Source organism: Streptomyces sp. NPDC001750, assembly GCF_042892615.1.
Lineage (GTDB): Bacteria > Actinomycetota > Actinomycetes > Streptomycetales > Streptomycetaceae > Streptomyces.
On sequence record NZ_JBIAUE010000002.1, the window covers coordinates 193480 to 219170 of the forward strand.

Genomic DNA, 25691 nt, shown 5'->3' on the forward strand with positions numbered 1-25691 from the left:
GCCGTCAGGTGCTCGTGAGGACGACGAGTTGCCGGGTCGCCCGCGTCATCGCCACATAGCGGTCCACCGCTCCTTCGACGCCCTCGCCGAACGCATCCGGGTCGACGAGAACGACCAGGTCGAACTCCAGCCCCTTCGACAGCTCCGGGGTCAGCGACCGGACGCGGGGCATCGGCCGGAAGGCGGGATCGCCGATGACGCAGGCGGTCCCGTCGGCGTGTTCCGCGAGCCAGGTGTCGAGGATGGTGTGCAGGTCCGAGACCGGTCCGTGGACGACGGGGACGCCACCGCTGCGGATGGAGGTCGGCACGTTGGCGTCGGGGAGCGCGGCCCGGACGACCGGCTCGGCCTCCGCCATGATCTCCTCGGGTGTGCGGTAGTTGATGCTCAGGGAGGCCAGGCCGATCCGGTCGAAACCGACGCGCTCCAGCCGTTCCCGCCACGATTCCGTGAACCCGTGCCTGGCCTGGGCGCGGTCCCCGACGACGGTGAAGCTCCGGGACGGGCAGCGCAGCAGCAGCATCTGCCACTCCGCGTCGGTCAGTTCCTGCGCCTCGTCCACGACGACATGCGCGAACGGACCGGCCAGCAGGTCGGGTTCGATGCCGGACGGGACGGTCCCGCCGGCCAGTGCGTCCTTCATGTCCTGGCCATGCAGCATCGTCACCGCGCCCTCGCCGTCGTCGTCGGCCTGGAGGATGGTGTCGATCACCCTGGCCATGTGCTCGCGTTCGGCGGCGAGAGCGGCTTCGCGCCGTTGCCTGCGCCGCGACGCCTCCGGGTCGCCGAGCCGCTGCCGCGCCGCGTCCAGGAACGGCAGGTCGGACACCGTCCAGGCCGCGGCGTCCGTACGCCGCAACAGCCGGACCTCGTCCGGGGCGAGCCAGGGGGCGCACATCCTCAGGTAGGCGGGTACGGACCACAGGTCCGCGACGAGGTCGGCCGCTTCGAGCAGCGGCCACGCGCGGTCGAAGGCCGTGAGCAGCTCCCTGTTCCGCAGCAGCGAGGTGCGGAGCAGCTGCTCCGGGGCGTCGCCACCGTGCTTGTCCACCAGGATCGTGAGCAGTTCCTCCCAGACCTGGTCGCGCGCCTCGTTGTGCGCGGTACCGGGTTCCGCCGCTTCGAACGCCGCGGCCCAGTCGGCCGCGGTCAGCGGGATGTCGGACCAGTGGGTGGTGACCGTCATCGCCTCGGTGGGCGGCTCCTCGTAGAACCGGACGGCCGTCTCGATCGCCCTCACCAGGTCCGCGGACGACTTCAGGCGGGCCACCTCCGGGTCGGTCTCGGGCCGCGCCCCGGCCCCCTCGGCGACCAGGTCCCGCAGGGTGCACGTCTGCACGCCCTCCTCGCCGAGACTGGGCAGGACGTCGGCGACGTAGCCCAGGTACGGCTGGTGCGGGCCGACGAACAGCACGCCGCCCCGGCGATGACCGACCCGCGGGTCGGAGTGGAGGAGGTAGGCGGAGCGGTGCAGGGCGACGACGGTCTTCCCCGTGCCCGGACCGCCGTCGACGACGAGGGCCCCGCGCGATCCCGCGCGGATGATGGCGTCCTGGTCGGCCTGGATGGTGCCGAGCACGTCCCGCATCCGCTCCGACCGGTTGGCGCCGAGGCCGGCGATGAACGCGGACTGGTCGTCGAGCGCGGCGTGACCGACGTACCCGTCCGGGGTGAACACCTCGTCCCAGTAGTCGCTGATCCGGCCGCCGGTCCAGCGGTACCGGCGGCGGCTCGCCAGTCCCATCGGATTGCCGTGGGTGGCGCCGAAGAACGGTTCGGCCGCCAGGGAACGCCAGTCGACCAGCAACCTGCGCCCCGAGTCGTCCGCCAGGCCGAGCCGTCCGACGTACACGGGCTCGGCACCGTCCGCGCCGACCATGCGGCCGAGGCACAGGTCCAGGCCGAAGCGGCGCAGGGTGCGCAGGCGGGCGGTCAGCCGGTGGATCTCCGCGTCACGGTCCATCGCCTGCCGTCCCGGACCACCGGGCGCCCTGCGCTCGGCGTCGAGGCGAGCGGACAGCTCGGCGATCAGTTCGTCCAGGCATTGCGCGATGGCCGCGAAGTGCCGCTCGTCGTCGGATACCAGCGCCGGATCGGCCTTGGCGGCGAGGCGGTCGGGAAGGTCGAAAGCGCTGGTGGTCAGGGGGTTCACTGCATCAACTCCGATGTGGGCCGTCGGCGGCACGGTTTCGTCGTACGGCCGCCTGAGGCCGTTGGTCGGTCGTGGGCATTTGGTCGGTCGCGGCCGTTGGTCGTCGCGGGCATTGGTCGGTCGCGGCCGTTGGTCGGTCGCATGGCCGATGGGGCCATCGCTCCGCCGTACGGCCGCTCGCGGTCAGGGCGCGCGGCGGGGGCGCGGCGAAGTGCGCGCGCAAGATCTGCGGACCGGCGTGACGGACCCGGTGGTTGTCGCCGATCGCGGTCGTCGGTCCCGGCTCCGGCTGTCGGTCACGGTGGTCGGTTCGGGTTGTCGGCCACGGTCGTCGGTCACGGTCCCGGTCGTCGGTCCCGGCTCCGGTTGTCGGTCACGGTCGTCGGTCCCGGTCCCGGTCCCGGCTCCGGTTGTCGGCCACGGTCGTCGGTTCCGGCTGTCGGTCGCGGTTCCGGTGGTCGGACGCGGTCGCGCTCGTCGGTCACGCGGAGGCGGGCGGCCTCTCCCGGACCGCCAGGTCGAACAGCAGCCGCGCCGCCACCGCCGCCCCGTCGGTGCGAACCGTGCCGGCCACCGCCTTCGCCCGCGCCCGGGTCTCCGGGGTCAGGACGGTCCCGAGCGCGGCGGACAGGGACTCGGTGGTCGGGGCCGGGCCGTCGTGTGCCGCGCCGATGCCCAGCTCCGCCACCCGGTCGGCGAAGTACGGCTGGTCGGCGCCCTGCGGTACGACGACCTGGGGCGCCCCGACCCAGGTGGCCGTGGTCGTGGTGCCCGCGCCGCCGTGGTGCACGACGGCGGCCACCCGGGCGAACAGCGCCTGGTGGTTGGCCTCGCCGACGGCGAAACAGTCGTCCCGGTCGTCGGACGGGACCAGGTCGGCCCAGCCCCGGGAGACGATGACGCGGCGGCCCCGCGCGCGAACCGCCTCGACGGCCGCGCGGGCGATGTCCTTCATGCCGGGCATGGAAATGCTGCCGAACCCCACGTACACCGGAGGCTCCCCCGCGTCCAGGAACTCCACCAGCTCGCCCGGGAGCGGGCGCTCGTCCGGGAGCAGCCAGGCACCCGTCTGCACGACGTCGAGGTCCGACGGCTCCGGCCACGGGGCCAGGACCGGGTCCGTCGCCAGCCACGGGCGGCGCGTGAAGACATGGCCGCGGACGTCGGCCACCGTCGGCAGGCCGATCGACGCCCGGTGGGAGTTGACCGCCGGGCCGAACAGGTCGTTCGCGTCCCGGGCATCCCGCTCCCACAACTCACGGTTGTCGGTCACGTCCGGTGGCAGCGGCCTGCCGGGGCGAGGGATCGGCGGGTGGTGCGGCGACGGCAGACTGACCGGCTGGTGACTGGCGTACACGTAGGGGATGCCCCGTTTCTCGGCCACCGCCCGCATACCGGCCGCTGCCGGGAGGATCCCGGTCGCCAGCACCACATCGCATCCCTCGGCCGCCGCTCCGGCCCGGTCCAGGTACGCGGCCATCAGCTCGGCCGCACGCCGGGGCACATCCGCCGGTGACGGGGGCGGCGTCCCGGTCATCATGGCGCGCACCGACCAGCCGACCGGCACCATCTCCACACCGACCCCGGCCAGCCGCTGCGCGAACTCCTCGTCCGGCGGCGCGCACACCCGCACCTGCGCACCCAGTTCCCGCAGCCGCACCGTCAGCCCCAGCAGCGGCTCGACGCCCCCGCGCGAGTCGAAGGCCGACAACAACACACGCACACGCATTCCGTGCTCCCATTTCCGCAGAACCCGACCCAGGGCGGAGATTCTGCGGCACGATGGGGGCCTTGCCGCAAGGCCCCCGGTGCGCTATACGTTGAAAGTGGCAAGGAGCGGGTGTCTCCCCCTTGACCATCCACCGCACGGACGCCGACCTCCCTTCCGGGCCTGAGGCTCCGTTCAACTCCCCTCAAACGCCGAAGCGTTGGATCAGTGTCCGCATCGTCTCGAATGCGGGCTTCGGGGCGTAGTCGTCGCTGGTGAGCCCGAAGCGGTGGAAGAGCCCAGGGTTCGTACTGTCGGCATCGCGCAGTGCGAAGTGGGTGTAGCCGCTCAGGTGGAGTTCCTTCGCGTGCGCGGCGACGACGCGGACGACGGTGTCGACGACCTCGGCCTGACGCCGCGGGGAGCGTTCCGGTCCGGTGGGCCAGCCGTGCTCGGTGATGTGCAGCGGCAGGTGTCCCAGGCCCGCCGGTGCCAGCACCGCGTCACGGTGGTGGCGCAGCAGCCCTTCGACGGAGGCAGCCAGATCGGCGGCGGGCACGGGACGGAACACGTCCGGGAAGAAGTCCAGCCCCACGTAGTCGAGTTCGGCGATGAACTCGGCTCCTCCGAGAGCGGTGAGGTCGGTGACGAAGGAGGCACCGGGCCCGAAGAGCGGCGTGGTGTTGAAGCCGACCCGCAGATGCGTGTGTCCGAGTTCGCGCGCCCGCGCCTTGGCGGCGGACACGCCCCGGACGATCGCCTCGCGCACGCCCGGGTAGTAGCCGTCGAGCACGGGGTTCGACGTGACGTTCGGCTCCTCCGCCACTTGCAGTGTGTCGGTCGACGCCCCGTATTCGGTGACGAGTTCGCGCAGGAAGGCGCAGTATCCGTCTGCGTCGGCGCCTGTCGGGCGGTATTGGGCCACCAGGTCCAGGCGGCGGCCCCGGACGGCGTAGCGGGTCGCGTCGGCGGGCGTCTCGATGGGGTGCGGCCCGTCGCCGAGGTGGGTGTCGCTCCTGAAACTCGTGTAGGCGCGCACCAGGAACGGGCGCCCGGCCGGGCCCTGGAGTCGGTCGAGGGCGTGGGAGATGCGGGCAAGGTCGTCGGGCGGGCCGACGGCCAGCCCTCCGCTGTCGTCACCGGCGACCGAGCCCGGGTAGATCCCGAAGACCAGTCCTTCGGGATCGGTCGGACGGAGCCCCTCACGGGCCTTTGGGAGCAGCCCTTCGCGGGCGTTCCGGGGCAGCTCCTCCTGAGTGTCCGGCGTCATGCGTCCTCCCCCGCTTCACTTTCCCGGTCCCGCTCCTGCCCGGCCGCGGGCCGCGCGGCCGGGGCTCCGGGCCAGGCCAGTTTCCCGGTCCGGATGTCGTCGACGACCGTGTCGATCCAGGCCAGTTCGGCGCGTGCCAGACTCGACGCGTACTCCGCCTCGATGACGTGCAGCCGGGGCACACCGGCCGTCAGCGCTTCCGCGAGGCGTTCCTCGTCCGCCGCCGTACGTCGCCCGAGGCGCCGGGCCCGTTCGGTGAGGGCCTCGACGGCCCCCTCCGGCCCGAGTGCTCCGAGGTAGCTGACGGCGCCCAGGAACTGCGAGAACTCCCTTTCCGGCGTACGGATCTGCTCGTCCAGCCGCCGTACGAGTTCGTCGCGCCCCGCGCCCGTGAGGGCGTACACGGTCCGCTCGGGGCGATTGCCCGAGCGCTGTCGGCCCTGAGCCGTCACCCATCCCGCGTCCGTCAGGGCGGCGACGATGTTGTAGAGCGTGCCGCGCGTGATCGCGGCCGCGTGGTTGTCGCTGCGTCTTCGCAGCTCGGAGAGCATCTGATACGGGTGCGAGTCCTGCTCCAGGAGCAGGCCCAGCACGGCGAGCACGATCGGGTTGTCGAGTGCGCGACGAGGCATGGTCGAAATCTATCAGTCCAAATAGACTATTGAGCGACGCCCTAAAAATCGGCCAACTCACGTGAGCGGCGGGAGTGATAAAGAGTCTGGGCATGGAGTTCTTCTGCTACCACCGCGACCGACCCGGCTCCACCGCGCTCCGATACGCACTGCTGGAGGAGCACTTGCGCTACATGGACCGGTACGAGAAGGAGATGACCGCCCGCGGCCCCACGCTCGCGGACGACGGCGTCACCCCCACGGGGAGCGTGCACATCGTCGACCTGGCGGATCCCGCCGCCGCGCGGACGTTCGCCTTCGACGAGCCCGGCTACCAGGCCGGCGCGTACCGGGACGTGATGCTGCGCCGATGGCGCAATGAACTCGGGCGCAGCATGTGGGACTTCTCCGGCGGCCGCGCCGGAGGCCGCCGGTTCCTGGTGCTCGGCCTCGGCGCGGAGCCGGGCACCGGCCCCGACACGCCCACGGGCCGGGACGAGTTGATCGCGTACGGCCCGCTGCTGTCCGACGACGGCGCCACCTGGCTCGGTACGGCGGCACTGGTCCGGGCGCCGGACCCGGACACGGCCCGCGCCGCGCTGAGCCCGGGGCTGTACGCCGATGTCGAGGTCCACAACTGGCGTTTCGGCGGGCGGCCCGTCACGGGCTGAGAGGGCCCCAGGGTCTCCCGCCCCCTCCGATACTCCGAACCCCGGGATCCTGAAATGCCCGGAGCCCCAGACTCCCGGGTTCTCGGGATCCCGGGGTTCCGGGGTTCCGGGGTTTCCGGGACTTCACCTCTCCGCAAACGTCCGCCACTCCACAAACCGGTGTCGCTCCACAAACGGGTGTCGGCCCCCGACCGGTCGCCGGGGGCCGACATCACGCGCGTGCCGCGCACGGCATACTGCGCCGCGCCTGTGCGGTTCGCATGCGGTGGTGCGATGTGCGGCGTACGGTCAGCAGCCGCCGCAGTTGTAGTACGTGACGTCCCAGTGGTTGCCCTCGTCGGCGTAGACGTTGCCGGAGCCGGCCTGGTACTGCGGGGCGCCGTCACCGCGCACCCCGATGTAGGTGAAGGTGTTCTTGACGTAGTTCGTCAGGCAGGTCGACTTGGCGAAGTCGAGCTTGTAGCCGTTCCAGTGCGAGTAGGTGCCACTGGCGTGCCCGGTCTCGGTGCCGCCGGTGATGTTCAGCGCGCAACCCGTGGCGCTCTTGAGGGTCTGAGCGCCCTGGGCGGTGGGCAGGTTGAGCTGGTCGAACGAGGTGCAGGTCGAGACGTTGCGATCGGAGCAGCCTCCGGAGGACGACCACGTGATCCCGGATGAGCTGAACCGGGCGGTGGCCTGGGAGTGGGTGAGCTTGGTGACGGCGTGTGCCTCGGTGGCACCGCCGCCGAGGACACCGATGCCGGGCGCGAAGAGGACACCCAGGACGAGGGCGAAGGCGGTCAGGACGGGGCGCAGTGTCATACGGGACACCATGGGGGGACTCCTCCTGGTCATGACAAACAAGGGCCAGGGAGATGGTGCCCGACTTCTACGCGCGTCGCCAGAGGGTTGCGGGATCGAGTGGACCGCATCGCCGGCTTCGGCACCCGCACCCGCACGAGACCACATGTTGAAACTTGAACAAGGCAGCTGCTACAGTCATTCTCGTTGAAGGTTAAACAACACCTCGAACGCCGCTCGCTCAGTCCCCCGAGGAGAAGTCATGGCCCTGTTCAGCCGCAAGAAGAACGACACCCTGCCCGCCACCGCCGTCGCCGCCCCCGACGTGGACCCGGCCCTGGCCGCCCTCACCGGCGAGTACACGATCGACCCGGCCCACAGCAGCATCGGCTTCACCGTGCGGCACGCCATGGTCACCAATGTGCGCGGCGCCTTCGGCGAGTACGAGGGCAAGCTGGACCTCAACGGTCACAACCCGGCCCACTCCAGCGCCTCGATCGACGTCAAGATCGCCAGCATTGACACCGGCATCGCCGACCGCGACGGCCACCTGGTGAGCGGCGACTTCTTCGACGCCGAGAAGTTCCCGGTCATGACGTTCCGCTCCACGCACGCCGAGCAGCTGGGCGGCGACAAGTACCGCATCGCCGGCGACCTCACGATCAAGGACGTCACGCGTCCGCTCGCCATCGACCTGGAGTTCAACGGCTCCGCCACCGACGTCTACGGCAACGAGCGCGTCGGCTTCGAGGGCAGCGCGGACATCCTGCGCTCCGACTGGGGCCTGACCTGGAACGCGGCGCTGGAGACCGGCGGCGTGATGGTCAGCGACAAGGTCAAGCTGAACTTCGACATCTCCGCGATCAAGGCCACCCCCCAGGCCTGACGCCCTGCCGCGTCCCCCTCCCCCTCGTGCTCCCCGCCCCCGGTCGGTCCGGGCCGGAGCACGACCACGAGCGCGCCCGTCTTCCCCCTACTCCCCCGCCAGGGCCGGAAGGCGGGCGCTCGGCATACGTGGTGCCGGACCGGTCACCGGTGGCCCGGCTCGTCGTCGCCGCCCCGCCGCCCCCCGTCCGCGCCGTTCGGGGCGCTCCCGCCGTCGGGGGCGGTCCCGCCTTCCCCACCAGCCCCGTCGTTCTCTCCGTTCCCGACACCGGTGTCCATGTCGAGTCCGTCGAGGTCGAGGTCGTCGAGGTCGAGGCCGGTGACCGTGTGGTCCTCGGACTGCTCCCCGACCGTCTGCTCCGACCAGATCACCTTGCCCGTCTCGGTGTAGCGCGTGCCCCAGCGTTCGGCGATCTGGGCGACGAGGAACAGGCCCCGGCCGCCCTCGTCCGTCGTCGCCGCGTAGCGCAGATGCGGCGAGGTGTTGCTGGTGTCGGACACCTCGCAGGTCAGGCTGCGGTCGTACAGCAGACGGACCTCGATCGGTCCGGTGCCGTAACGCACCGCGTTGGTGACGAGTTCGCTCAGGATCAGCTCGGTGGTGAACGCCTCCTCGTCCAGGCCCCGGTCGGCGAGCCATTCGGCGACGTTCCTGCGGACCCCGGCCACGGCCGCCGGATCGGTGGCCACGTCCCACTGCGCGACCTGGTCGGGATCGAGGATGCGGGTTCGGGCCACGAGCAACGCGACGTCGTCGATCGGCGGGTCGGGCAGCATCGCTTCGAGCACGTCGTCGCAGGTCTCCTCCGGCGTGCGGTCGCGGTCGGCGAGCGCGTCGTGCAGCAGCTCCAGCCCGGCGTCGATGTCCCGGTCGCGGCGCTCGACGAGACCGTCGGTGAAGAGGACCAGCCGACTGCCCTCGGGCACGTGGAACTCGGTCGCCTCGAACGGCATCCCTCCGATGCCGAGGGGCAGACCGGCCGGGCCCTCGGGGAACTCGACGGTGCCGTCGGGCAGGACCAGCGCGGGGCCGGGGTGGCCGGCGCGGGCCACCGAGCAGTTCCCCGACACGGCGTCGTAGATCGCGTACAGGCAGGTCGCGCCGCTGATCTCGGCGCTGGAGTCGTCGGCCGCCTCGGCCAGGTCCATCCGGCTGACGACCTCGTCCAGGTGTCCGAGGAGTTCGTCGGGGGCCAGGTCCAGGGCGGAGAAGTTGTGGATGCTGGTCCGCAACCGCCCCATGGTGGCGGCGGCGTGCAGACCGTGTCCGACCACGTCGCCGACGACCAGCGCGACCCGGGCTCCGGGCAGCGGGATCACGTCGAACCAGTCGCCGCCCACCTCGGCCCGCGCCGGCAGATAGCGGTGGGCGATCTCCAGGGCGTTCTGCTCGGGCAGGTCGCGGGGCAGCAGACTGCGCTGCAGCGCCACCGCCATCTCGTGCTCACGGGTGTACCGGCGGGCGTTGTCCACGTTGACCGCCGCCCGGGCGACCAGTTCCTCGGCGAAGGACTGGTCGTCGTCGTCGAACGGTTCGGCTCCGCTGAACCGCCAGAAGTTCGCCAGCCCCAGGATGACGCCGCGCGCGTGCAGCGGAACGGAGAGCACCGCCCGGAAGCCGAACCGACGAAGGTTCTCACCCCGCTCGGGATTCCAGTTCCGCCACCCCAGCCGGGCGATCACATCGGGCCCCAGCCCGCTCTCCGCGATGTCGATGCGCATGGCCGCGGTCCTGCTGGGCAGCAGGCCGACCTGTCGGCCGACCGGGTACAGGGGCTGGCGCGGATCCGTGGACGCGATGGCGGTACGGCGCATGTCCAGCGGGACCGCGGCACCGAAGGCGGGCTCCTCCCCGGGCGGTGTGGGATCGGCGAGGTCGACGGTGGTGACGTCGGCGAATCCGGGGGTCGCGACATCGGCCAGCTCCTGGGCCGTCCGGGTGACGTCGAGGGTGGTGCCGATCCGGGCACCGGCCTCGTAGAGCAGCATCAGCCGCTCCCTGACCAGGGCCGCGCGGCCGGTGACGGCGCTCAGCTCCGTGGTGTCGCGCAGTGTCACCACGGAGCCGACGGGGCCGCCGTGCTCGTCGGTGTGGCGCACGTTGACGGCCAGCAGCCGGTTGCCGCTGCGCAGCACCTGGTCCGTCACGATCTCACCGCCGGTGAGCAGCGCGGCGGCGTCCGCGTCCAGCCCCAGGTCCGTCACCGCCCTGCCCTCCGCGTCCGGAGGCAGGTGGAGGAGCCTGCGCGCCTCGTCGTTCGACAGAGTGAGCCGCTGGTCGGCGTCGACGATCAGGACGCCTTCGCGTACGGCGTGCAGCACCGCGTCGTGGTGTTCGTACATACGGGTCATCTCGGCGGGCCCGAGTCCGTGTGTCTGCCGACGCAGCCGTCTGCTCAGGAGCACGGCGCCACATGCGGTGATCGCGAAGGCGGCCACCGCGGTGGCGATGCTGAACGAGATGGACCGGTCGGCCACTCTGGTCACGGCCTTGTCGGTGATTGCCACGGACACCAGACCGGCGATGGATCCGTCGGACCGGGTGACAGGCACCACCGAGTTGACCACGGGCCCCAGGCTGCTCGTGAAGCTCTGGGTGAAGCTCCGGCCGGTCAGCGCCTGCTTGTACGGGCCGCGGAGCGGCTTGCCGATCAACGCGGGGTCGGGGTGGGTGTAGCGGATGCCCTGGGGGCCGGCCACGACGACGGACGCGACGTGGGCGCGCTCGCGGACCTCCTCCGCGCGTGGCTGCAGGATCGCCGTGGGGTTCTTGCTGTCCAGTGCCGCCACGGTGCCTGGCGAGTGGGCGAATGTCTCGGCCACGCTCAGTGTGCGCATCCGCGCCTCCTGCAGGCTGTCACGGCGCCCCTGCAGCACCAGCGCGATCGCGCCGCCGGCGATGAGCAGGAGCACCAGCGCGAGCGTGAAGCAGAAGACCTGGCCGGCCACGGAGCGCAGGCTGAACAGGGAGCGCAGATCACGGCCCAGGGAGCGGTGTGTCATGTCTCGGCCGGGCGGCGCTGGGGTGGCTTGGCCCGAACGCCCCCCATCGTGCCGATGTGATCGCCGCACGGAGTGTCGCAGCCTCGCCCAAAATCGGCCGATACCAGACATAACCTAAGGTCTAGCATGAATCGCTCGTGCCCGAGAAGTAGCCGTCCGGCGGCTCAGAACCCGCCGCCGTCGAAGCCACCGCCTCCCCCGAAATCGCCTCCCCCGCCGAAGTCCCCGCCGCCGAAGCCTCCGCCGTCGAACCCGGACGGGTCGAAGTCGGAGCCGGAGAAGTCCCCGCCGCCCCAGCCGCCGAAGTCGTCACCGCCGTACTCCGCGGCGTACGCCGGACTCGCCAGCATGGAGCCGAGCACGGTGCCGACCAGCAGGCCGGGGAGCAGTCCGCCGCCGAAGTAGCCGCCCGCCCAGGGGCCGTAGGCGGGGCCCGCCTCCCAGTACGGGCGGCGGCGGCCGTCGTCCGTCTCGACGGTGCGGCTCAGCGGCTCCTCGCCCGCGCGCAACCGGGCCTCGTCCGCCGCGCAGACCGGGACCTCGCGGGCCGTCCCCCCGGAGGGGGACCACCGGACGTCGGTGACCGAGGGTCCGTGGCGCGGGTCGAAGAAGCACGGCGGGCGCCGGACCGGCGGTTCGCGACCGGTGCGACGGGCCTCCAGCACGGCGAGGGAGAAGCGTCCGTCCTCCAGCGCCCGCGTCACCGCGCGTACGTCGGAGGGGTGGCGGGACCGGGCCATGAGGGTCTTCGCGGTCTCGTAGGAGTCGAGGGCCCGTTCGTAGTCCGCGCGCATGGCGTCGTCGGCACCTGGCTCGGCGGGGTGGAAGTCGAGGCGTTCCAGGGTCTCGCCGTACGCGGTGATGTCCTCGTCGACGACCACCCGGAGCTTGTCGAGGGCGGCCCGTTCCTCCTCCGCCCTGCGACTGCGGCCCCGCCGGGCGACCAGGTAGGCCGTGCCGCCGCCCAGCACCAGGATCGCGCCGAGCGCGATCAGTCCGGTGGCGGGGGTCCCGCCCCGCCCGGTGGAGCCGCCCCAGGAGGCGGGGGCGCTGCCCCTGGCCTGCTCGACGGCCCGGTCGACGAAGGCGTTCAGCTGGGTCGCGGCGTCGGTGTCCGTCCCGGGCGTCTTCACGGCGGCGGTGAGATTCCGGACCGCCTGTGTGGGCATGACCTGCGGGTCGGCGCCCGCGGAGAACCCGTCGCCGAGGCGGACCGCGTAGACACCGGTGATGCCGGTGTCGGTGCGCAGGGTGGGCAGCACGGTCTGTTCCGGGAAGGCCGCGGTACGCGGCAGGACCGCCACGAACACGGGTTTGTCGGCGTCCTTGATCTTCCGCGCCAGGGCCGCCGCCTGGCTCGCGGAGAGCTGATCGGCGGCGGCCGGGTCGACGTACACCGGGCTCTTGCGCAGCGCCCGCGCGACGTCCTCGACGGTCGACGCGCCGACGGCCGCCCCGCGACCTCGGTCCGACACGGCTGGGACGGGCACGACGGCCGGGGCGTGCGCGACGGGCGGGGCATCCGGCACGACCGGGCCGGCCGGTAGGGACACGACGGCCGGGACGATCGGGGCGGACCGGGCGGCCGGGGCGGCCGCGGCCGGTGGGCCGGCCGGGGCGTGCGCCGTGGCGGGCAGCGCCGACGACAGCACCAGCAGGAGCAGCCCGGCCAGCCAGATCAGGAACGTCCTGTTCCGCATACTTCGACGCTAACCCGGGCGGGCGAACCGTGCTCCCGCCGGGCCGACGCCGCGCCCCCTGCCACCGACCGACCCACCGAGCACCGCCGCCCGCCACCTCGCCGGGCTACGCCCTACCGGGGATCGCCGCGCTATTCCGTGGGCTCGATCCCGGCCCGCAGCAGTCCGTACGTGTACGCGTCCTCCAGCGCCTGCCAGGACGCCGCGATGACGTTCTCCGCCACGCCGACCGTCGCCCACTCGCCGTTGCCGTCGCTCGTGGTGATGAGGACGCGCGTGGTGGACTCCGTGCCGGTGCGGCCTTCGAGGATGCGGACCTTGTAGTCGACCAGTTCCAGCTTGGCCAGCTGCGGGTGGATCCGCTCCAGCGCCACACGCAGCGCCCGGTCGAGGGCGTTGACCGGGCCGTTGCCCTCGGCGGTGGCGACGATCCGCTCGCCCTTGGCCCAGAGCTTCACGGTCGCCTCGTTGGCGTGCGTGCCGTCGGGGCGGTTCTCGACGATGGCCCGCCAGGACTCGGTGCGGAAGTAGCATCGGCGGCGGCCCTCGGCCTCGGCGCGCAGCAGCAGTTCGAAGGAGGCGTCGGCCGCCTCGTAGGTGTAGCCCCTCAGCTCGCGCTCCTTGACGCGCTCGACGACCCGGCCGACGAGTTCGCGGTCGCCGCCGAGGTCGATGCCGAGCTCCTTGCCCTTGAGCTCGATGGAGGCGCGGCCCGCCATGTCGGAGACCAGCATCCGCATGGTGTTGCCGACCAGCGCGGGGTCGATGTGCTGGTAGAGGTCCGGGTCGACCTTGATCGCGGAGGCGTGCAGCCCGGCCTTGTGGGCGAAGGCGGAGACGCCGACGTAGGGCTGGTGGGTGGACGGGGTGAGGTTGACGACCTCGGCGATCGCGTGCGAGACGCGGGTCATGTCGGCCAGCGCGCCCTCGGGCAGGACGGTCTTGCCGTACTTGAGCTCCAGCGCGGCGACCACGGGGAAGAGGTTGGCGTTGCCGACGCGCTCGCCGTAGCCGTTGGCGGTGCACTGGACGTGGGTGGCGCCCGCGTCGACGGCGGCCAGGGTGTTGGCGACGGCGCAGCCGGTGTCGTCCTGGGCGTGGATGCCGAGCCGGGCGCCGGTGTCGGCGAGCACGGTGGAGACGGTGGCCTGGACCTGGGCGGGGAGCATGCCGCCGTTGGTGTCGCAGAGGATGACGACGTCCGCGCCGGCCTCGGCCGCGGCGCGGACCACGGACTTGGCGTACTCGGGGTTGGCGCGGTAGCCGTCGAAGAAGTGCTCGCAGTCCACGAAGACCCGGCGGCCCTGTTCGCGCAGGTGGGAGACGGTGTCGCGGACCATCTCCAGATTCTCTTCGAGGGTGGTGCGCAGGGCGAGTTCCACATGGCGGTCGTGGGACTTGGCGACCAGGGTGATCACCTGGGCGCCGGAGTCCAGCAGCGCCTTGACCTGGGGGTCCTCCGCGGCCTTGCCGCCCGGTCTGCGGGTCGCGCCGAAGGCGACCAGCTGGGCGTTCTTGAACTCGATCTCCTGCCGGGCGCGGGCGAAGAACTCCGTGTCACGGGGGTTGGCGCCGGGCCAGCCGCCCTCGATGAAGCCGACGCCGAAGTCGTCCAGGTACCGGGCGATCGTGAGCTTGTCAGCGACCGTCAGATTGATGCCTTCACGCTGGGCCCCGTCGCGCAGCGTGGTGTCGAAGACATGGAAGCCGTCGTCGGTGGCCTGGGCCGTGGCCTTGGTGGTCATGCTGGTCTGACTCCTGTCGGATGAGTGGATCCGGGCGATCTGGCTCCACTTGCCCCCATCATCCCGCGTGCCTCGCCCCGGCCGTGGTGAGGGCCGGAAAACGAAAAAACCCCTCGCGGGTGCGAGAGGTCTGCGCGCGGGTCTGGGGCACGGTGGCCGTGCCGCACGGGTGGTGCGGGACGGTCACTGCGGACCGGCGCGCCTGTTGCCAATAATCATGACGAACGAGGGCACGGAAGCAGTGTCGCACAGGGTCGCCTCCGTGCCGTGCCGTGTCTCAGGATGCGGGCGTGACGCTCGTGGTCCCGGCGGCTCCGGAGGGCTCCGCCCGTTCTCCTCCCGGCCCTCCGGTGCCGACCCGCCCGAGGTCGATGTCCCGGGTCTCCCGCATCGTGAGATAGACGACCAGGGAGACCGCGGCGCAGCCGGCCACGTACCAGTAGAAGCCGGACTCCGCCCCCGCCTTCTTGAACCAGAGGGCCACGTACTCGGCGGTGCCGCCGAAGAGCGCGTTGGCGAGGGCGTACGGGAGCGCGACGCCGAGGGCGCGGACGCCGGTCGGGAAGAGTTCGGCCTTCACACAGGCGTTGATGGAGGTGTATCCGGTGACGACGACCAGGGCGAGGAGCGCCAGCCCGAAGGCGGGCCAGAAGGTTCCGGCGTGCCGGAGCAGCGTCATGATCGGCACGGTCAGGAAGGTGGAGCCGATCGCGAAGGTGATCAGCAGCGGGCGGCGGCCGATCCGGTCGGAGAGCAGTCCGGCGAGCGGCTGGAGGCACATGAAGACGAAGAGGGCGCAGAAGCTGACGAGCGAGGCGGTGGACTTCTCCATCCCGGCGCTCTTGGAGAGGAACTTGGTCAGATAGGTCGTGTACGTGTAGTACGCGACGGTGCCGCCCATGGTCAGGGCCATCACCAGGAACGCCTCGCGCCTGTGCCGCCACAGCGCCCGCAGCGTGCCCCGGTCCCGCTGCTCGGCGGCGCCCGACTCGGCGTACACCTCGGTCTCCAGCATCGAGCGGCGCAGGTAGAAGACGACTGCGGCGCCGAGCGCGCCGATGATGAACGGGATCCGCCAGCCCCAGCTGTGCAGGGCCGCCTCGGACATGGTGCGCTGCATGACGATCTGGAGGCCGAGGCCGACGAGTTGGCCGGCGGTCATGGACACGTACTGGAAGCTGGAGGCGAAGCCGCGCCGGCCGGGGGCGGACGCCTCGGTGAGGTAGGTGGCGCTGGCGGCGTACTCGCCGCCGACGGAGAGGCCCTGGAGGAGCCGGGCCAGCAGCAGCACGGCGACCCCGCCGTATCCCGCGGTGTCGTACGTCGGCGCGGCGGCGATGAGGATCGCGGAGGCCGACATGAGGGTGACGGTCAGGGTGAGCGCGGCCTTGCGGCCTCTGCGGTCACCGATCCGGCCGAGCAGCCAGCCGCCGACCGGTCTCATGAAGAAGCCCACGGCGAAGATGCCCATGGAGTTCATGAGGTTGGCGGTCTCGTTGCCCTCGGGGAAGAACGAATCCGCGAAGTAGACGGCGAAGGTCGCGTACACGAACCAGTCGAACCACTCGACCATGTTGCCCGCGGAGCCGATCCAGATCTTCTTCCACTGCTCTCGTCCCATGGTCCGTCACCGTGCCCGAACGGCCGGGAGCGCAACAAGGGCGCAACGGGCAAACGATCACACGTACTTACGTGCGCCTCGTTCACGAAGCCGCGGGCGGCTGCGGGGCGATGAGCGATTCGTCGATGAACTCCCGCACCTGGTCGAGGACTTGATTCCGTCCGGTACCGGGCAGACCGACCGCGACATGGACGCTGAACCCGTCGAGCAGGGCCCGCAGCCGGGTGGCGAACCGTTCGGCGTCGACGGTACGAAACTCCCCGCGCGAGGCCCCCTCCGCGAGCAGCGCCACCAGGTCCCGGTGCCAGGCGCCCTCGATGGCGGACTGCCGGGCGCGGGCGTCGTCGTCGGCGTTCTGCGAGCGGTTCCAGACCTCCAGCCAGAGCGTCCAGTGCGGGTCGCGGGGGCCGTCGGGGAGATACAGGCCCAGATAGGCGTCGAGCCGTTCGCGTACCGTCCCGGGCCCGGCCAGCAGGGTGCGCCGCCGCTCGCCGAGCCGGCCCTCGCTCCACTCCAGGGTGCGGAGCAGCAGTTCGTCCTTGGTACGGAAGTAGTAGAGGAGGTGGCCGCTGCTCATGCCGACCTCACGGCCCAGCCCGGCCATGGTGAGGCCGTCGAGGCCCCGTTCGGCGATGGTGGCCATGGCGGCGGCCAGCACCTCCTCGCGGGGCGGGGCGGTGTTGCGACGGCGTGGGGCGGAGGGCACGGTTCGGACCTTCGGCTGCTGTTGTCGGGTGGCCTCGGTCGTCGGGACCCTCGGCCGCTGTGGTGGCCCGGCTGCCGGAGCCCGTCGGGCGACCTTCGACCGGAGGGTCACCCGGGCAGGCTCTCAGACCTTCGGCTGCTGCTGGGTGATGCAGTGGATGCCTCCACCGCCCGCGAAGATCGTACGCGCGTCGACGAGGGTGACCGTGCGGTCGGGGAACAGTTCGCGGAAGATGGCCGCCGCCTCCTCGTCGCGCGGGTCGTCGAAGGCGCACAGGACCACGCCGCCGTTGCAGAGGTAGTGGTTGATGTAGGAGTAGTCGACCCACTCCCCCTCGGCCTCGAGCACGGTGGGGGCGGGGACCTCCACGACGTCCAGGGAGCGGCCCCGGGCGTCGGTGGCGGCGCGCAGGATGCGGACGGTCTCGCGGGTGATCTCGTGGTCGGGGTGGGCCGGGTCCGGCTGGACGTGGACGACGACGGTGCCCGGGCGGGCGAAGGCGGCGACGATGTCGACGTGCCCGAGGGTGCCGTACGTGCCGTAGTCGCCGGACAGCCCGCGCGGCAGCCAGATGGCCTTCTCGGTGCCGATCCGGGCGTGGATCTCGGCCTCGACCTGCTCGCGGGTCCAGCCGGGGTTGCGCTCCGGGCCGAGCTGGACGGTCTCGGTGAGCAGCACGGTGCCCTCGCCGTCGACGTGGAGGGCGCCGCCCTCGTTGACGAGCGGGGAGCCGTGCACGGGGACGTCGGCGAGTGAGGCGACGGCACGGGCGATGTGCTGGTCGTGCTCCCAGCGGGCCCAGTCCTGGGCGCCCCAGCCGTTGAACGTCCAGTCGACGGCGGCCAGCCGGTGCCCGTCGGTGACGAAGGTGGGTCCGATGTCGCGCATCCAGGCGTCGTCGAGCGGGCGGAGAGCCAGGTCGATGTCCGGGCCGAGGAGCGTGCGGGCGCCGTCCTCCTGACCGGGGCCGACCACCATCGTGACGGGTTCGAAGCGGCGGACGGCTCGGGCGACGGCGGCCCAGGCGCGCCGGGCCTCGTCCAGTTCGGCCTCGGTGGCGAAGGTGGGGTTGGGGCCCGGCCAGGCCATCCAGGTGCGCTCGTGCGGGGCCCATTCGGGGGGCATGCGGAAGGTCATGGAGTGTCCTTGAGTGGTTCTCGGGTGCTCGGGGAGGCGGGTCGCCGGAGTGCGCCCGACCGTCGGACGGCCCCGGACGCCGGGGAGCGCCGGGCGGGCAGGGAACACCGGACGCCGGGGGCGCCGGGCGTCAGAGGAAGTAGAGGCGGTTGAGGGAGACGGACTCGGCGGGCTCGGAGCGCAGCGGGTCGCCGTCCAGCGTGACCAGACCGCTGCGGGTGTCCACGTCGACCGCTCCGGTACGGGAGTTGTGGACGAGGTCGCCGGGGCCGATGCCGCGGGTGCCGCGTACGCCGACGCGGCGCCGCCGGGTGGGCATCAGGTCCGCGCCCAGCTCGGTCGCCGCCTGCGAGACGAAGGCCACGGAGAGGTCGGCGGCGGTCGCCCCGTACGCCCCGAACTGCGGTCCGAGGACGAGGGGTTCGCAGGTGTCGGTGGCGGCGTTCGGGTCGCCCGTGACCCCGTACGCCGGGAATCCGGCCTTCAGTACGAGCTGCGGTTTGGCACCGAAGAACTCGGGCCGCCACAGCACGATGTCGGCGAGCTTCCCGGTCTCGATGGAGCCGACCTCGTGCGCGAGGCCGTGGGCGATGGCGGGGTTGATGGTGAGCTTGGCGATGTAGCGCAGCACCCGGGCGTTGTCGTCCGCCGGTCCGTCGCCGTCCAGCGGCCCGCGCTCGGCCTTCATCTTCCCGGCCATCGCGAAGGTGCGGCGCACCGTCTCCCCGGCGCGTCCCATGCCCTGCGCGTCGGAGGAGGTGATGCCGATGGCGCCCAGGTCGTGCAGCACGTCCTCGGCACCCATCGTCCCGGCCCGGATCCGGTCGCGGGCCATGGCGGCGTCGCCCGGCAGATCGGTCTTGAGGTCGTGCACGGAGACGATCATCCCGTAGTGCTCGGCGACGGCGTCCCGGCCGAAGGGCAGGGTCGGGTTGGTGGACGAGCCGATGACGTTCTCGACGCCCGCCATCCGCAGGACGTTGGGGACGTGTCCGCCGCCGCAGCCCTCGATGTGGAAGGCGTGGACGGTACGGCCTTCGAGCACGCGCAGGGTGTCCTCGACCGACAGGCACTCGTTCAGCCCGTCGCTGTGCAGGGCGACCTGTACGTCGTGCTCCTCGGCCACGCGCAGCGCGGTGTCCAGGGCGCGGGCGTGGGCGCCCATGTCCTCGTGGACCTTGAAGCCGCAGGCCCCGCCCTCTGCCAGCGCCTCGACCAGGGGGGCGCGTCCGGAGGACGAGCCCCGGCCCAGGAAGCCGATGTTGACCGGCCAGGCGTCGAAGGCGTTGAACGCGTGGCGCAGCGCCCAGGGCGAGTTGACGCCGACGCCCCAGACCGGGCCGAACTCCTGGCCGATGATCGTGGTGACGCCCGAGGCGAGCGAGGCCTCCATGATCCGCGGTGAGAGCAGGTGGACGTGCGTGTCGACGGCGCCCGCCGTGGCGATCATCCCCTCCCCGGAGACGATGGTGGTGCCGGTGCCCACGACGACGTCGACGCCGTCGAGCGTGTCCGGGTTGCCCGCCCGCCCGATGGCCGCGATGCGTCCCTCGCGGATGCCGATCGACACCTTGCGGATGCCCTGCACGGCGTCGATGACCAGGACGTTGCTGATGACGACGTCACAGGTGTCGCGGACGGCCGCCGCCTTGAGGTGCAGCCCGTCGCGGGCGGTCTTGCCGAACCCGGCGAGGAACTCGTCGCCGTACGCCTGGGCGTCGGACTCGACGCGCACGGTCAGCCCGGAGTCGCCGAGCCGGACCAGGTCCCCGGCGCGCGGGCCGTGCACGGAGGCGTACTCGTGTCCGTCGATTCCGTCGATGCTCATCGCCGCCCTCCTCGTTCGGTGCCGCGTTCGGATTCCGCCGCGCCGTCCGGCTCCGGCGCCGGCACGTCCTCCCGTTCGGGCACCGGGCCGGCGCCCAGGTAGCCGCAGGCCGCCGCGCGCCGCAGGGCCTCCTCGCGCGCTCCGGGCGCGTCGAGCGGACCGTCGACGAGCCCGGCGAACCCGATGGCGATCCGGTCCCCGCCGATGGGCACCAGCCCCACCTCGACGCTCTCCCCCGGCCCGAACCGGACGGAGGACCCGGCAGGGACGCACAGCCGCGTCCCGTACGCGGCGGACCGGTCGAAGTCGAGCCGGGGGTTCGCCTCGAAGAAGTGGAAGTGGGAGGTCACGGAGACCGGGACGGTCGCGGTGTTGCGGACGGTCAGTCGCGTCGCGGGCTCGGGCCCGGGGGTGACGGGACCGGGGACGACGGCCCCGGGCGCGTCCTCGCCGAGTCCGCCGCCGTAGCCCAGCGGGCGGGGCACCACGGCGAGCCGCGAACCGTCGTCGAAGACGGCCTCCACATGGACTTCGGTGACGACGTCCGCGACACCCGGCAGCACGTCGTCGGGCCCGAGCACGGAGCGCCCCGCCTCGATGGCCTCGGTGAGCCTGCGCCCGTCGCGGGCCGCCTCGCAGACCGTGTCCGCGATCAGTGCCGTCGCCTCGGGGACATTGAGCCGCAGCCCTCGGGCGCGGCGGGCCCGGGCCAGTTCGGCGGCACCGAACAGCAGCAGCCGGTCCCGTTCCGTCGGGGTCAGTCGCACGCCTGCACACCTCCTGTTTAGAGCAGCACTCTAACCGTGAGGGCAGGGAAATAGAAAAGATGCCTTCACCACATTCGAGTGCCGCTCGACGGGCCCCGGCGACGGGCGAAGCTGCGGTCGGCGCGAGGGGCGGACACGACGAAGGCCGCGCCCGGCATGGAGCCGGGCGCGGCCTTGGGGTCGTACGCGATCGGGAAGTACGCCTCACAGGACGCACGTGCCGCAGGACATGGCGAACACACGCGTCGCGGGCGAACGACGCCACTTTCGCAACACGCCCTAAGGGGTCCCGTAATCCGTGGCGGATCAGCGCGGCGTCAGATGTGGTGCATCGCAAGGCGGAGGGGCACCCGCATACGGGACGTATGTGGGCGTTCCGACAACGCGGCGAGGTGCCGCAGCTGTCGTCGGGCGCCCGTCAGGGATTACGGGACAGCCCTTAGCCGAGCGGGTGCATCCACCCGTGGGTGTCCTCGGCGACCCCGCGCTGGATGTCCAGCAGCCGCTCACGCAGCTTCAGCGTGACCTCGCCCGGACCGCCGTCGCCCTGGGTCCACTCGCCGCCCTCGCACTTGACGGTGCCGACGGGAGTGATGACGGCGGCGGTTCCGCAGGCGAAGACCTCCGTGAGGGTGCCGTTCTCGGTGTCCTCGCGCCACTGGTCGATGGAGACGCGGCCCTCCTCGGACTCGTAGCCGAGGTCGCGGGCGACCGTGAGCAGCGAGTCACGGGTGACGCCGGCCAGCAGCGAACCGGTCAGTGTCGGGGTGACGATCTTGTTCCCGTACACGAAGTACAGGTTCATGCCACCGAGCTCCTCGACCCACTTGTGCTCGACCGCGTCGAGGTAGGCGACCTGGTCGCAGCCCTTCTCGCTCGCCTCGGCCTGGGCGAGGAGGGAGGCGGCGTAGTTGCCGCCGGTCTTGGCGTCGCCCATGCCGCCGGGGACGGCCCGCACCCGGTTCTCGGAGAGCCAGATGGAGACCGGCTTGACGCCGCCGGGGAAGTAGGCGCCGGCCGGGGACGCGATGACGACGAAGAGGTACTCGTTGGCGGGCTTCACCCCGAGACCGACCTCGCTCGCGATCATGAACGGGCGCAGGTAGAGCGACTCCTCGCCACCGTGCGCCGGAACCCATGCCTTGTCCTGCTGGACCAGCAGGTCGCACGCCTCGATGAACGTCTCGACCGGCAGCTCCGGCATGGCCAGCCGGCGCGCCGATGCCTGGAACCGGCGGGCGTTCGCGTCGGGGCGGAACGTGGCGACGGAGCCGTCGGGCCGGCGGTACGCCTTGAGACCCTCGAAGATCTCCTGGGCATAGTGGAGCACGGTGGTGGCGGGGTCGAGGGAGAGCGGACCATAGGGGACGAGCTGGCCGTCGTGCCAGCCCCGGCCCTCGGTCCACCGGATCGTCACCATGTGGTCGGTGAAGTACCGGCCGAATCCCGGCTTGGCCAGAATGGCCTCGCGCTCCGCGTCGGACAGCGGGTTCGAGGAGGGCTTGAGCTCGATCGTGGGCGTCGTCATGAGTGCGTGTCCTTCACCTGTCGTGTGTGTGGGACCGCACTCGCGCCGCTCCTGCCGGGCGGGCGCCGGGACGTCCGGAACCGGACCGGCCCGCACACGAAGGGTGGGCGTCACGGGTCCTGGTACGCCTCTCCGCCGTGGTGTCGCCCCTCAGCATGGTCGTGAATCGGCCATGCGCGATCCGTCACCCGGCAGCCACGCGCCCCGGTTCCCGCTCCGCTTTCCACCCTTCGTGTGCCGGTCTGTCCGGCCGCGAGTCGCGGCCCCGTTCGATTATCGCTCCCGGGAGGCCGCGCACGAAATGACGCGAATGCGGTCCTGTGCTCGGTGGTGGCACCCGGGACCGCACAGAAGAAGCCGCCGGGTGCTGTCTGCGACCCGGCGGCCTCGATACGGAGTCGTCGGGTCAGCTCGCTACGCGTACCGCGAGCGCGTCGCCGATCTGGTCGGTGGTACGCGGCGATCCGCCGTCGCGCTCCGCCAGGTCGGCGGAGACGGCGTCCTCGATACGGGCGGCCTCGGCCTCGTGTCCGAGGTGGCGCAGCAGGAGGGCGACGGAGAGGATCGTGGCCGTCGGGTCGGCCTTGCCCTGGCCCGCGATGTCGGGCGCGGAGCCGTGGACCGGTTCGAACATCGACGGGAAGTCGCCCGTCGGGTTGATGTTGCCGGAGGCGGCCAGGCCGATGCCACCGGTCACGGCGGCGGCGAGGTCGGTGAGGATGTCACCGAAGAGGTTGTCGGTGACGATGACGTCGAAGCGCTCCGGCTGGGTGACGAAGAAGATCGTCGCGGCGTCGACGTGCAGGTAGTCGGTGGTGACCTCGGGATACTCGGCCGCGACCTTGTCGAAGATGTTCTTCCACATGTGACCCGCGTACACGAGGACGTTGTTCTTGTGAACCAGCGTCAGCTTCTTGCGCGGGCGGGCGGCGGCTCGCTCGAACGCGTCACGGACGACGCGCTCGACGCCGAAGGCGGTGTTGACGCTGACCTCGGTGGCGACCTCGTGCTCCGTCCCGGTGCGCAGCGAGCCGCCGTTGCCGGTGTACGGGCCCTCGGTGCCCTCGCGGACCACGACGAAGTCGATGTCCGGACGGCCCGCCAGCGGGGTCGCGGTGTTCGGGAACAGCTTCGACGGACGCAGGTTGACGAAGTGGTCGAAGGCGAACCGCAGCTTCAGCAGGAGCCCGCGCTCCAGGACGCCGGACGGCACGGAGGGGTCGCCGATCGCGCCGAGCAGGATGGCCTCGTGACCCTTGAGGGCTTCGAGTTCCGCGTCCGGCAGGGTTTCGCCGGTGCGGTGCCAGCGCCGGGCGCCGAGGTCGTACTCCTTGGTCTCCAGCTTCACATCCTGCGGGAGAACGGCCCTGAGGACCTTGAGGCCCTGGGCCACGACCTCCTGGCCGATGCCGTCACCGGGGATCACTGCGAGATTGATGCTGCGAGACATGTCCGCACCCTACTGCGCGTCCCACCCCATGACACGACGCGTCCACCATGTGGACGAGTCGCTAGTGCCGGGAGCGGCACCAGCTGTCACGCGGTCGGGGACCCGGCTGTCGTCAGTGCCCCGTGGAGCCGCCGTTGTCCCTGCGGTCGAGGGCGCGCTGGAGGGCGGCGGCGGCGTTCCGGCGCTCCGACTCGGTCGGGCGGTGGGTGTGACGGACGCGGCGGGCGGTCGTCTCGGCCATGATGGATCGACTCCTTGAGATCGCGAGGACTTCGAGATCGAAAAACCGTGAACGTGATGTCGAGATCGGGATTTCGAGGCGCCGGAAGGGGCGGGGAGTCGGCGCCGCAGGGGTTGCCTGCGCGGGGCGCGCGCACTCACGACCGCCGGTCGCTGGATCGAGCGAGACGTTCGGCTCCTACAAAGCTAGGACAGCTCGGCCGGTCTGTCTCCACAATTACTCGGACTTCCTACTATCTGAGACGGAGAACACTCCGCCCGCCCACCGCCGCCCTGCCCGCGTGCCCCGCCGGCCCTCGCCGTCACCGGCCCGCTTGCCTCACCGGCCTTCCCGCCCCACCGGCCCGCCCCGGCTCACAGCACGTCACCGTCGCGCCAGTCGAAGACCAGCGCCCCGGGATCGGCGGACAGGCCCTCGGGCCCGGCAGGCGGGACCCCGGGGCGGCCGGCGGTCAGGTCCCCGGAGGGAACGGGCAGCGCCCCGCCCGCCACGCCCCTGACATACGTGGAGCCCTCCTCCTCCGGCAGCCGCTCGATCCCGTGCGGCCCCTGCACGGCGATCCGTCCTGGCCACACCCACCAGCCGCGTCCGGCGTACATCGCGGCGCCCTCCTCCGAGGCGGAGAGGGCCGCGAAGGCGTACGCCCTGTCCACGACCTGCTCCAGGGCGGCCATCACCCGCCCGCCGAGCCCCTCCCGGCGCCGGTCGGCGCGGACCGCCACCGCCTCCACATAGCCGATCCGGTACGAGCGGCCCGCCCGGACCACCCGGCGCTGGCCGACGCTGCCGTGGGCGAGAATGCCGCTGTCGTCACGGATGTACGCGTGGATGCCGCCGAGGGCGTGGTCCCAGTCCTCGTCACTGAAGTCGCCCTCGAAGGCGGTGTCCAGGAAGGCCCGGATCTCGTCGAGGGCGGCCGGGGCGAGCTGATGGGTGTGCGCGGTACGCAGGGCGGGGGCGGTCGGCTCGGTCATGGCCGTCAGCCTGCCACGTGGAGAACCCGACGGGCACCGAATAGTCTCCCGCCCCGCGAGAGCCGGTCGTAACGCCGCGCGTCGTCCACCGGACACTGACCGACGGTACGCACATGATCTGTCCGGCCGCACTCTGGTCCGGACCACCGTCCGCCCGTCACACTGCCCGCATGTCCGACATCACAGCCCCGCCCAGGCCCTGGGCCCCCGTCCACGGCGAGCCCTACCGCCCCGTCCCCTACCGGCCCGAGCGCATGCCGGCGGACGAATCCCTCACCCGCGCCGCGGAGTTGAGGCGGCGGCTGGACGAACGCAGGACCGTGCGCCGGTTCTCGGCGGATCCCGTCCCCGAGCAGGTCCTCAAGGACGCGATCGCCTGCGCCGCCACCGCCCCGTCCGGCGCCCATCAGCAGCCGTGGACCTTCGTCCTGGTCAAGGACCCGGAGGTACGGCGCCGCATCCGCGAGGCGGCCGAGAACGAGGAGCGGATCAGTTACGACGGCAGGCTCGGCGAGGAGTGGCTGGCGGCGCTGCGCCCGCTCGGCACGGACGCCGTCAAGTCCCACATGACGGACGCCCCGGCGCTCGTCGTGGTGTTCCAGCAGCGGTACTGGCTGGGCGAGGACGGTACCAAGCGCAAGCACTACTACGTCGACGAGTCGGTCGGGATCGCCGTCGGCATGCTGCTGTCCGTGCTGCATCTGTCGGGCCTGGCCGCGCTGGTCCACACGCCGAGTCCGATGCGGTTCCTGGGCGAGGTGCTGGGCCGGCCCGAGAACGAGAAGGCGTTCGCGGTGATCCCGGTCGGCTATCCGGCCGACGACTGCGAGGTGCCCGACCTGGTCCGCAAGTCGCTGGACCAGGTGCTCGTGGAGGTCTGAGCCCGCGGGCCCCTGGCCGCGACGGACCCGGAG

20 protein-coding genes are annotated in these 25691 nt (G+C 71.9%); 3 read left to right on the forward strand and 17 right to left on the reverse strand.

Annotation, left to right across the window (positions count from 1 at the left end; genetic code table 11):
• Positions 1-4: 4 nt before the first annotated feature.
• From helR to ACFYY6_RS04260, 4 genes are all read right to left on the reverse strand, one after another.
• Complete coding sequence (gene helR, locus ACFYY6_RS04245; protein WP_389191587.1) at positions 5-2152, reverse strand: RNA polymerase recycling motor ATPase HelR; 2148 nt, start codon at positions 2150-2152, stop codon at positions 5-7.
• Between the two features lie 481 nt (positions 2153-2633).
• Positions 2634-3881 carry a glycosyltransferase gene (locus ACFYY6_RS04250; RefSeq protein ID WP_386608122.1) on the reverse strand — a complete coding sequence of 416 codons (1248 nt, stop codon included), beginning with the start codon at positions 3879-3881 and terminating at the stop codon, positions 2634-2636.
• Positions 3882-4065: 184 nt separating this feature from the next.
• The gene (locus tag ACFYY6_RS04255; RefSeq protein ID WP_388648703.1) at positions 4066-5034 is read right to left on the reverse strand and encodes a hypothetical protein; all 969 of its coding nucleotides are present in this window, start codon (positions 5032-5034) and stop codon (positions 4066-4068) included.
• Positions 5035-5126: 92 nt separating this feature from the next.
• On the reverse strand, positions 5127-5762 hold the full coding sequence (locus ACFYY6_RS04260; protein WP_351516759.1) for a PadR family transcriptional regulator: 636 nt from the start codon (positions 5760-5762) through the stop codon (positions 5127-5129).
• A 92-nt stretch (positions 5763-5854) separates the two neighbouring features.
• On the opposite strand from ACFYY6_RS04260, the gene ACFYY6_RS04265 reads away from it, so the two are divergent.
• Positions 5855-6412 (forward strand): YciI family protein, encoded by a 558-nt coding sequence (locus ACFYY6_RS04265; RefSeq protein WP_386608120.1) that lies wholly within the window; start codon positions 5855-5857, stop codon positions 6410-6412.
• Between the two features lie 288 nt (positions 6413-6700).
• Here the strand turns inward: ACFYY6_RS04265 and ACFYY6_RS04270 are convergent, their stop codons facing one another.
• Positions 6701-7225 (reverse strand): hypothetical protein, encoded by a 525-nt coding sequence (locus tag ACFYY6_RS04270; protein WP_351516757.1) that lies wholly within the window; start codon positions 7223-7225, stop codon positions 6701-6703.
• 229 nt (positions 7226-7454) lie between these two features.
• Here ACFYY6_RS04270 and ACFYY6_RS04275 point away from each other — a divergent pair, with 229 nt between their 5' ends.
• Complete coding sequence (locus ACFYY6_RS04275; RefSeq protein WP_389191590.1) at positions 7455-8078, forward strand: YceI family protein; 624 nt, start codon at positions 7455-7457, stop codon at positions 8076-8078.
• 143 nt (positions 8079-8221) lie between these two features.
• Here ACFYY6_RS04275 and ACFYY6_RS04280 read toward each other — a convergent pair whose 3' ends face one another.
• The 12 genes from ACFYY6_RS04280 to ACFYY6_RS04335 all read right to left on the reverse strand — a co-directional run bounded on the left by ACFYY6_RS04280 (position 8222) and on the right by ACFYY6_RS04335 (position 24777).
• The gene (locus ACFYY6_RS04280) at positions 8222-11080 is read right to left on the reverse strand and encodes a SpoIIE family protein phosphatase (protein WP_389191593.1); all 2859 of its coding nucleotides are present in this window, start codon (positions 11078-11080) and stop codon (positions 8222-8224) included.
• Positions 11081-11244: 164 nt separating this feature from the next.
• Positions 11245-12780 carry a hypothetical protein gene (locus tag ACFYY6_RS04285; RefSeq protein WP_386608115.1) on the reverse strand — a complete coding sequence of 512 codons (1536 nt, stop codon included), beginning with the start codon at positions 12778-12780 and terminating at the stop codon, positions 11245-11247.
• A gap of 131 nt (positions 12781-12911) precedes the next feature.
• Complete coding sequence (gene cimA, locus ACFYY6_RS04290; protein ID WP_351516753.1) at positions 12912-14525, reverse strand: citramalate synthase; 1614 nt, start codon at positions 14523-14525, stop codon at positions 12912-12914.
• 277 nt (positions 14526-14802) lie between these two features.
• Complete coding sequence (locus ACFYY6_RS04295) at positions 14803-16146, reverse strand: MFS transporter (RefSeq protein ID WP_389191596.1); 1344 nt, start codon at positions 16144-16146, stop codon at positions 14803-14805.
• Positions 16147-16228: 82 nt separating this feature from the next.
• The gene (locus ACFYY6_RS04300) at positions 16229-16852 is read right to left on the reverse strand and encodes a TetR/AcrR family transcriptional regulator (RefSeq protein WP_389191599.1); all 624 of its coding nucleotides are present in this window, start codon (positions 16850-16852) and stop codon (positions 16229-16231) included.
• A gap of 123 nt (positions 16853-16975) precedes the next feature.
• Positions 16976-17989, reverse strand: a complete 1014-nt coding sequence (locus tag ACFYY6_RS04305) for an agmatine/peptidylarginine deiminase (protein ID WP_389191602.1) — start codon at positions 17987-17989, stop codon at positions 16976-16978.
• 130 nt (positions 17990-18119) lie between these two features.
• Positions 18120-19817 (reverse strand): urease subunit alpha, encoded by a 1698-nt coding sequence (locus tag ACFYY6_RS04310; RefSeq protein WP_073784735.1) that lies wholly within the window; start codon positions 19815-19817, stop codon positions 18120-18122.
• On the reverse strand, positions 19814-20584 hold the full coding sequence (ureA, locus tag ACFYY6_RS04315; protein ID WP_389191605.1) for an urease subunit gamma: 771 nt from the start codon (positions 20582-20584) through the stop codon (positions 19814-19816). The genes ACFYY6_RS04310 and ureA overlap by 4 nt, the downstream gene beginning before the upstream one ends.
• 439 nt (positions 20585-21023) lie before the next feature.
• Entirely contained in the window at positions 21024-22112 is a 1089-nt protein-coding gene (locus ACFYY6_RS04320; protein ID WP_351521391.1) for a branched-chain amino acid aminotransferase, read from the reverse strand.
• Between the two features lie 406 nt (positions 22113-22518).
• Positions 22519-23562: a 3-isopropylmalate dehydrogenase gene (locus tag ACFYY6_RS04325; protein ID WP_351521392.1), complete on the reverse strand. Its 1044-nt coding sequence runs from the start codon at positions 23560-23562 to the stop codon at positions 22519-22521.
• A gap of 112 nt (positions 23563-23674) precedes the next feature.
• Positions 23675-23803 carry a hypothetical protein gene (locus tag ACFYY6_RS04330; RefSeq protein ID WP_274535421.1) on the reverse strand — a complete coding sequence of 43 codons (129 nt, stop codon included), beginning with the start codon at positions 23801-23803 and terminating at the stop codon, positions 23675-23677.
• A 353-nt stretch (positions 23804-24156) separates the two neighbouring features.
• Complete coding sequence (locus tag ACFYY6_RS04335) at positions 24157-24777, reverse strand: GNAT family N-acetyltransferase (protein ID WP_351521394.1); 621 nt, start codon at positions 24775-24777, stop codon at positions 24157-24159.
• A 170-nt stretch (positions 24778-24947) separates the two neighbouring features.
• Here ACFYY6_RS04335 and ACFYY6_RS04340 point away from each other — a divergent pair, with 170 nt between their 5' ends.
• Complete coding sequence (locus ACFYY6_RS04340; RefSeq protein WP_351627269.1) at positions 24948-25658, forward strand: nitroreductase family protein; 711 nt, start codon at positions 24948-24950, stop codon at positions 25656-25658.
• Positions 25659-25691: the final 33 nt, after the last annotated feature.